At 64.0% G+C, this 8009-nt stretch carries 6 protein-coding genes; 4 read left to right on the forward strand and 2 right to left on the reverse strand.

The window, feature by feature from the left end; genetic code table 11:
* Positions 1-84 precede the first annotated feature (84 nt).
* Together lptG and lptF are read right to left on the reverse strand one after the other, a co-directional pair.
* Positions 85-1146 carry an LPS export ABC transporter permease LptG gene (gene lptG, locus PMI38_RS12130; protein ID WP_008094266.1) on the reverse strand — a complete coding sequence of 354 codons (1062 nt, stop codon included), beginning with the start codon at positions 1144-1146 and terminating at the stop codon, positions 85-87.
* Positions 1139-2254, reverse strand: a complete 1116-nt coding sequence (lptF, locus tag PMI38_RS12135; protein WP_008094268.1) for an LPS export ABC transporter permease LptF — start codon at positions 2252-2254, stop codon at positions 1139-1141. Before lptF ends, lptG begins: the two co-directional genes overlap by 8 nt.
* A 289-nt stretch (positions 2255-2543) precedes the next feature.
* Here lptF and PMI38_RS12145 point away from each other — a divergent pair, with 289 nt between their 5' ends.
* The 4 genes from PMI38_RS12145 (at position 2544) to PMI38_RS12160 (ending at position 7921) form a co-directional block, all read left to right on the forward strand.
* The gene (locus tag PMI38_RS12145; protein WP_008094270.1) at positions 2544-4037 is read left to right on the forward strand and encodes a leucyl aminopeptidase; all 1494 of its coding nucleotides are present in this window, start codon (positions 2544-2546) and stop codon (positions 4035-4037) included.
* A gap of 51 nt (positions 4038-4088) precedes the next feature.
* Entirely contained in the window at positions 4089-4517 is a 429-nt protein-coding gene (locus PMI38_RS12150) for a DNA polymerase III subunit chi (protein ID WP_008094273.1), read from the forward strand.
* A 5-nt stretch (positions 4518-4522) separates the two neighbouring features.
* Entirely contained in the window at positions 4523-4894 is a 372-nt protein-coding gene (locus PMI38_RS12155) for a hypothetical protein (protein ID WP_008094275.1), read from the forward strand.
* Between the two features lie 180 nt (positions 4895-5074).
* Positions 5075-7921: a valine--tRNA ligase gene (locus PMI38_RS12160; protein ID WP_008094278.1), complete on the forward strand. Its 2847-nt coding sequence runs from the start codon at positions 5075-5077 to the stop codon at positions 7919-7921.
* Positions 7922-8009: the final 88 nt, after the last annotated feature.

Below are 8009 nucleotides of genomic sequence, written 5' to 3' on the forward strand. Positions count from 1 at the left end.
TACCTGTGGGAGCCGGCTTGCCGGCGATAGGGCCCCCACAAAAAAGCCGACCTCAAGGTCGGCTTTTTTGTATCAGTCAAACCGTCATCCGGCCCGGCGCAACAACCAGATGCCAGCCAGTGCACAAACCCCCGCCGGGATCACCACCGCCAGCAACGGCGGGAAGCCGAACACCTGGCTCGAAGGGCCCAGCAGGTCGCCTGCGATGCGGAACACGAAGCCCACCAGCACACCGGTGAACACGCGCTGACCCAGGGTCACCGAACGCAATGGCCCGAAGATGAAGGAAATCGCCATCAACACCAGCGCCGCGGTCACCACCGGTTGCAGCACCTTGGTCCAGAACGCCAGCCAGTAGCGGGAGTTGTTCAGGCCCTGGTCGGACAGGTAGTGGATGTAGTCCCACAGCCCGGTAATGGACAGCGACTCAGGCGCCAGGATCACCGTGTTGAGCAGCTCCGGCGTCACCGACACATCCCAGCGCTCTTCAGGGGCCTTGACCACTTCAGTATGGTCGCCGCGGAAATACGTGGTGCTGACATCGCTGAGCAGCCAGTGATCCTGGTTGTACTGGGCACGGCGGGCGAAGCTCGAGGTCACGATCTTGCGGTCGCTGTCGAAGCGATAACGGGTCACACCCAGGAGCAGGCCATTGGGCTGCACGGCGTTGATGTGCACGAACTCTTCGCCCTGGCGGTGCCACATGCCGCGCTTGGAGCTCTGCGCTTCACCACCGCCCTGGGCCAGGGAACGATTGGCCTGGGCCGTGTTCTCGGTAACCGGCGCCACGTACTCGCCAATCAGCACACCGGCCAGCATCAGCACCAGCATCGGCTTCATCACTGCCCAGACGATACGTCCGATGGAAACCCCGGCGGCACGCATGATGGTCAGCTCGCTGCTGCTGGCCAGGCTGCCCAGACCGATCAGACAGCCGATCAGCGCGGCCATCGGCAACATGTCGTACAAGCGCCTTGGTGCGGTCAGCAACACGAAATTGCCGGCATCCAGCACGGTATAGGTATCGCTCAGGTCGCTCATCTCATCGATGAAGGCGAACAGCGAAGCCAGGCCGAGGATGATCCCCAACACAGCCAGAATAGCCAGCAGCACGCTCTGGCCGATGTAGCGATCGAGCTTAGCCACGGGCCACCTCCGCACGACGGGCGGCAAGCTTAAGGCGCAGCGGTTCCCAGTACATCAGCCCAAGGCCGATCAACAGGAACAAGCCATGCACCCACCACATGCCCAGGGCGATCGGCAATTTGCCCTTCTCCAGAGCACCGCGTACGGAAATCAGCATCGTCAGGTAAGCCATGTACAGAAGAATCGCCGGCAACAGCTTGAGGAAGCGGCCCTGGCGCGGGTTGACCCTGGACAGCGGCACCGCCAGCAGGGTCACGACGAACACCAGGATCGGCAGCGAGATACGCCATTGCAGCTCGGCACGTTCGCGCAGGCCCTCCTGGCCAATCAGCTGCGAGGTCGGGATCGCTTCACGCTCGGTCACTTCCTCGCTGACTTCCGGCTTTGGCAGCAGCACGCCGTAAGTGTCGTATTTGATGGCACGGTAATCGGCCTGGCCGGGATTGCCGTCGTAGCGGTAGCCATTTTGCAGCACCAGGTAACGATTGCCGTCGGCCTGCACTTCCTGGTGGCCTTTTTCGGCGACCAGCACCGAAGGTGCGCGGTCCTTGGTCTTGTCCTGGTTGAAGCGTTTCTCGGAGATGAACACCCCGGCGAGGTTGCTGCGGTCATCCGACAGCTCTTCGGTGTAGGTCACCCGCGAACCGTCGCGCAGGGTCTGGAAGCGGCCGGGCACCAGGGTATCGAACTCGGTCAGGGCATCCTGCTGACCAATGATCTGCTGCACCTGGGCCACGCCCAGCGGCGCCAGGCTCAGGCTCAGCCAGGCCACCAGCAGCGCCACCAGGGCGGCCGGAGCCATGGTCATGCCGAGCAGGCGTTGCTGGCTCATGCCGGTGGCCGACAGCACGGTCATTTCGCTTTCAAGGTACAACCGGCCGTAGGCCAGCAGGATGCCGAGGAACAGCCCCAATGGCAGGATCAGTTGCAGGAAGCCTGGCAGACGGAAACCCATGATCAAAAACAGCACGCTCGGGTCGAGCACGCCCTGGGCCGCCTGGGCCAGGTACTTGATGAAACGTCCGCTCATGATGATCACCAGCAGCACGGCGCTGACGGCGCTCAAGGTCAGCAAGACCTCGCGGGACAGATAACGAAAGACGATCAAGCCAGACACTCCTGGGTTGTCAGGGGCGGATTGCCAAACAAAGGCTTACGACAGCCAAGACCAATGCCGGTTCGCCGGGGGCGAACCTCCATGTAAAGTGCGCGCATTATCCTGTGATTGGCCGCGCCTGTCACTTGGCCGCGCATGAAGGCAGACAACGGGGTTGTCAGCACGCTTGCCAGAGGCTCAAACTGGCAGCTTTTCCACTGGTACGCGAGCACGCGGCCAGTCCCGTCCAGAGCGCGAGACCTCCAAGCGCCAACTGCACAGATCATTCGGGGATCCTGACATGGAACTGGTTGTAAAAAGCGTAGCTGCTGCATCCGTAAAAACCGCCACACTGGTCGTACCGGTGGGCGAAGGCCGCAAGCTCGGCGCCGTTGCCAAGGCCGTCGACCAAGCCACCGAAGGCGCCATCAGTGCCGTGCTCAAGCGCGGCGACCTGGCCGGCAAGGCTGGCCAGACCCTGCTGCTGCAAAGCCTGCCGGGCCTGAAGGCCGAGCGCGTGCTGCTGGTTGGCAGCGGCAAGGACGAAGCCCTCGGCGACCGCGCCTTCCGCAAGCTGGTCGCCAGCGTGGCCGGCGTGCTCAAGGGTCTGAACGGCAGCGATGCGGTGCTGGCGCTGGACGACATTGCCGTCAACAACCGCAATGCTCATTACGGCAAGTACCGCCTGCTGGCCGAGACCCTGCTCGACGGCGAATACGTGTTCGACCGTTTCAAGAGCCAGAAAGCCGAGCCACGCGCGCTGAAAAAGATCACCCTGCTGGCGGACAAGGCTGGCCAGGCCGAGGTCGAGCGCGCCGTCAAGCACGCCAGTGCCATCGCCACCGGCATGGCGTTCACCCGTGACCTGGGCAACCTGCCACCTAACCTGTGCCACCCGAGCTACCTCGCCGAGCAAGCCAAGGATCTGGGCAAGGCCCACAAGGCCCTGAAGGTCGAAGTGCTGGACGACAAGAAGATCAAGGACCTGGGCATGGGCGCGTTCTACGCCGTGGGCCAGGGCAGCGACCAGCCGCCACGCCTGATCGTGCTCAACTACCAGGGCGGCAAGAAGGCCGACAAGCCTTTCGTGCTGGTCGGCAAGGGGATCACCTTCGACACCGGCGGCATCAGCCTCAAGCCCGGCGCCGGCATGGACGAGATGAAATACGACATGTGCGGTGCCGCCAGCGTGTTCGGCACCCTGCGCGCGGTGCTCGAACTGCAGCTGCCGATCAACCTGGTGTGCCTGCTGGCCTGTGCCGAGAACATGCCCAGCGGCGGCGCCACCCGCCCGGGCGACATCGTCACCACCATGAGCGGCCAGACCGTGGAAATCCTCAACACCGATGCCGAAGGCCGTCTGGTGCTGTGCGACACCCTCACCTACGCCGAACGCTTCAAGCCACAGGCCGTGATCGACATCGCCACCCTGACCGGTGCCTGCATCGTTGCCCTGGGCAGCCATACCTCGGGCCTGATGGGCAACAACGACGACCTGGTCGGCCAACTGCTGGACGCCGGCAAGCGTGCCGATGACCGCGCCTGGCAGCTGCCGCTGTTCGACGAGTACCAGGAGCAGCTGGACAGCCCGTTCGCCGACATGGGCAACATCGGTGGACCGAAGGCCGGCACCATCACCGCCGGTTGCTTCCTGTCGCGCTTCGCCAAGGCCTATGACTGGGCGCACCTGGACATCGCCGGCACCGCCTGGATCAGCGGCGGCAAGGACAAGGGCGCCACTGGTCGTCCGGTACCGCTGCTGACCCAGTACCTGCTGGATCGCGCCGGCGCCTGATGGCGCAAGACCGGTGGCGCCTGATGGCGCCGCCGGTCGGCAAAGAGAACCATGAGCAAAGTCGATTTCTACATCCTGCCCACCGACTCGCTGTCGGCGCGGCTGGATTTCGCCTGCAAGCTGTGCGAGAAAGCCTGGCGCCTCGGTCACCGGGTCTACCTGCATTGCCAGGACGCCGAACAGCGCGACGCGCTGGACCAGCGTTTGTGGCGCTTCAAGGGCGAGGCATTCGTTCCCCACGACCTGGCCGAGGCCCATGCCGATGCCAGGGTGGCCCTGGGCCTGGCCGACGATGCCGGTGAACACCGCGACCTGTTGATCAACCTGGGTGCCAAGGTGCCCGGATTCGTCGGCCAGTTCGAGCGGGTCGCCGAGATCGTGGTCGAGGAGCCCGGCATCCGCCTGTCGGCCCGTGAACGTTTCCGTTTCTACCGCGAACAGGGCTATGCTCTGCAAGACCACCGCTTACAGCGACTTTAACGACGATGGACAAGCCTTCCGCCTTACCCGATTCCGCCCATCTGCTCGACGACCTGGAGTCGATTCGCCAACTGCTGGGCGATGCCGACCTGCAGCCACCGTTGCTGACCGAGACGGTCGAGCAGATTCCGCTGCTGCTGGACACACCCACCGGCAATCCCGAGCCCGCGCCCGAGCAGGTCAAACCTGAGCCCGAGCCTGAGGAAGACCCGCAAACCCGTCGCCAGGACACCTTGCTGCACCTGGAAGCGGAACTGCGCGCCGCGGCGCAGTTGATCATGCAGGACGTGATCAACGACTTCACCCCGCATATCGAGACCGAGATCAAACGCCGGCTCGATGCGCGTATCGAGCGGTTGATCCAGCGCTCCGAGTAGACCTGCACCGGCCACGTCGCCGGCAAGCCGGCTCCCACACGGGTCATCGCTGACTCTGTGGGAGCCGGCTTGCCGGCGATGAGGCCCGACAGGCAACACAAGTACAGCTGTCGCCTGCGGCCCCCAGCTTGGTTATACTGCCCGGCTTTCCCGAATATATGCCATAGGGTCCCGCCGAGCATGGATAAGACCTACCAGCCGCACGCTATCGAAACTTCCTGGTACAACACCTGGGAGGCCGAAAACTATTTCGCCCCGCAAGGTGCAGGCGAGTCCTACACCATCATGATCCCGCCACCGAACGTGACGGGCAGCCTGCACATGGGCCACGGTTTCAACAACGCGATCATGGACGCCCTGATCCGTTTCCGCCGCATGCAGGGCCGCAATACCCTGTGGCAGCCAGGCACCGACCACGCCGGTATCGCCACCCAGATGCTGGTAGAGCGCCAGCTCGAAGCCAAGGGCCAGAACCGCCACGACCTGGGCCGCGAAGCCTTCCTCGACAAGATCTGGGAATGGAAAGAACAGTCCGGTGGCACCATCAGCCGCCAGATCCGTCGCCTGGGCTCGTCGGTCGACTGGAGCCGTGAGCGCTTCACCATGGATGACGGCCTGTCCGAAGCGGTCAAGGAAGCCTTCGTGCGCCTGCACGAGGACGGCCTGATCTACCGCGGCAAGCGCCTGGTCAACTGGGACACCAAGCTGCACACGGCGATCTCCGACCTCGAAGTGGAAAACCACGACGAGAAGGGTCACCTGTGGAACCTGCGCTACCCGCTGGCCGACGGCGCCAAGACCGCCGAAGGCAAGGACTACCTGGTGGTCGCCACCACCCGTCCGGAAACCCTGCTGGGTGATGCCGCGGTCGCGGTCAACCCGAACGACGAGCGCTACCAGGCACTGATCGGCAAATTCGTCGAACTGCCACTGGTCGGCCGTCGCATCCCGATCGTCGCCGACGACTACTGCGACCCGGAATTCGGCACCGGCTGCGTGAAGATCACCCCGGCCCACGACTTCAACGACTATGAAGTCGGCAAGCGCCACAACCTGCCGCTGCTGAACATCTTCGACAAGAACGCGCTGGTGCTGCCCGCCGCCCAGGCCTTCAACCTCGACGGCAGTGTCAACGAGCAGATCGACACCAGCCTGCCTGCCCAATACGCCGGCCTCGACCGCTTCGTCGCGCGCAAGCAGATCGTTGCCGACCTGGACGCCCAGGGCCTGCTGGTCAGCATCGACGACCACGCACTGAAAGTGCCGAAGGGCGACCGCTCCGGTACCGTCATCGAGCCGTGGCTGACCGACCAGTGGTATGTCTCCACCAAACCGCTGGCCGAGCCTGCGATCGCTGCCGTGGAAGACGGCCGCATCCAGTTCGTGCCCAAGCAGTACGAGAACATGTACTTCTCCTGGATGCGTGACATCCAGGACTGGTGCATCAGCCGTCAGCTGTGGTGGGGCCACCGCATCCCGGCCTGGTACGACGAGGCCGGCCAGGTCTATGTCGGCCGTGACGAAGCCGAAGTCCGTGCCAAGCACAACCTCGGTGCCGACGTAGTCCTGCGTCAGGACGACGACGTGCTCGACACCTGGTTCAGCTCCGGCCTGTGGACCTTCTCCACCCTGGGCTGGCCGCAGCAGACCGAATTCCTCAAGACCTTCCACTCCACCGACGTGCTGGTCACCGGTTTCGACATCATCTTCTTCTGGGTTGCGCGCATGATCATGCTGACCATGCACCTGATCAAGAACGAGGATGGCACCCCGCAGGTCCCGTTCAAGACCGTGTACGTGCACGGCCTGGTGCGCGACGGCCAGGGCCAGAAGATGTCCAAGTCCAAGGGCAACGTCCTCGACCCGCTGGACATCGTCGACGGCATCACCCTCGACGCCCTGCTGGAAAAACGCACCAGCGGCATGATGCAGCCCAAGCTTGCCGAGAAGATCGCCAAGCAGACCAAGGCCGAGTTCCCGGAAGGCATCGCCAGCTACGGCACCGACGCCCTGCGCTTCACGTTCTGTTCGCTGGCCTCCACCGGCCGCGACATCAAGTTCGACATGGGCCGCGTCGAAGGCTATCGCAACTTCTGCAACAAGATCTGGAACGCCGCCCGCTACGTGCTGGACAAGGGCGAGGACTGCGGCCAGAACGGCGAGGCCTACGAGCTGTCGCTGGCTGACCGCTGGATCATCTCGCAGCTGCAGCGCACCGAAGCCGAAGTGACCCGCCAGCTCGAGCAGTTCCGCTTCGACCTGGCCAGCCAGGCCTTGTACGAGTTCATCTGGAACCAGTACTGCGACTGGTACCTGGAGCTGTCCAAGCCGGTCCTGTGGGACGAGAACGCCCCGGTCGAACGCGCCCGTGGCACCCGCCGCACCCTGGTGCGCGTGCTGGAAGTGGCCCTGCGCCTGGCGCATCCGTTCATGCCGTTCATCACCGAAGAGATCTGGCAGCGCATCGCGCCGCTGGCCGGCATCGACGGCAAGACCATCATGCTGCAGCCGTGGCCGGTGGCTAACGAAGCCCGCATCGACGTGGCGGCCGAAGGTGATATCGAATGGCTGCAACAGCTGATGGTCGGCCTGCGCAACATCCGCGCCGAAATGAACATCGGCCCAGGCAAGCCACTGCCGCTGTTCCTCAAGAACGCCAACGCCGACGACCAGCGTCGCCTGCAAGAGAACGAGGCGCTGCTGAAGAAGCTGGCCAAGGTCGAGTCGTTCACCGTGCTCGGCGATGCCGACGAAGCCCCGCTGTCGGCCACCGCACTGGTCGGTGACCTGCAGGTGCTGGTGCCGATGGCCGGCCTGATCGACAAGGATGCCGAACTTGCGCGCCTGAACAAGGAAATTCAGCGCCTGCAAGGTGAAGTGCAGCGCGTGGGCGGCAAGCTGTCCAACGCCGCCTTCGTCGACAAGGCACCGCCTGCGGTGATCGAGAAGGAGCGCGCCAAGCTGGCTGAGTCCGAGCAGGCGCTGGCCAACTTCACCGAGCAGCATGCGCGGATTGCAGCGCTGTAACCTAGTGAAGCTATAAGCGGGCTGCTTTGCAGCCCATCGCCGGCAAGCCGGCTCCCACAGGTATTGTGTTGTACTTGTGGGAGCCGGC

The organism is Pseudomonas sp. GM84, assembly GCF_000282535.1.
In the GTDB taxonomy this organism is placed as follows: Bacteria; Pseudomonadota; Gammaproteobacteria; order Pseudomonadales; family Pseudomonadaceae; genus Aquipseudomonas.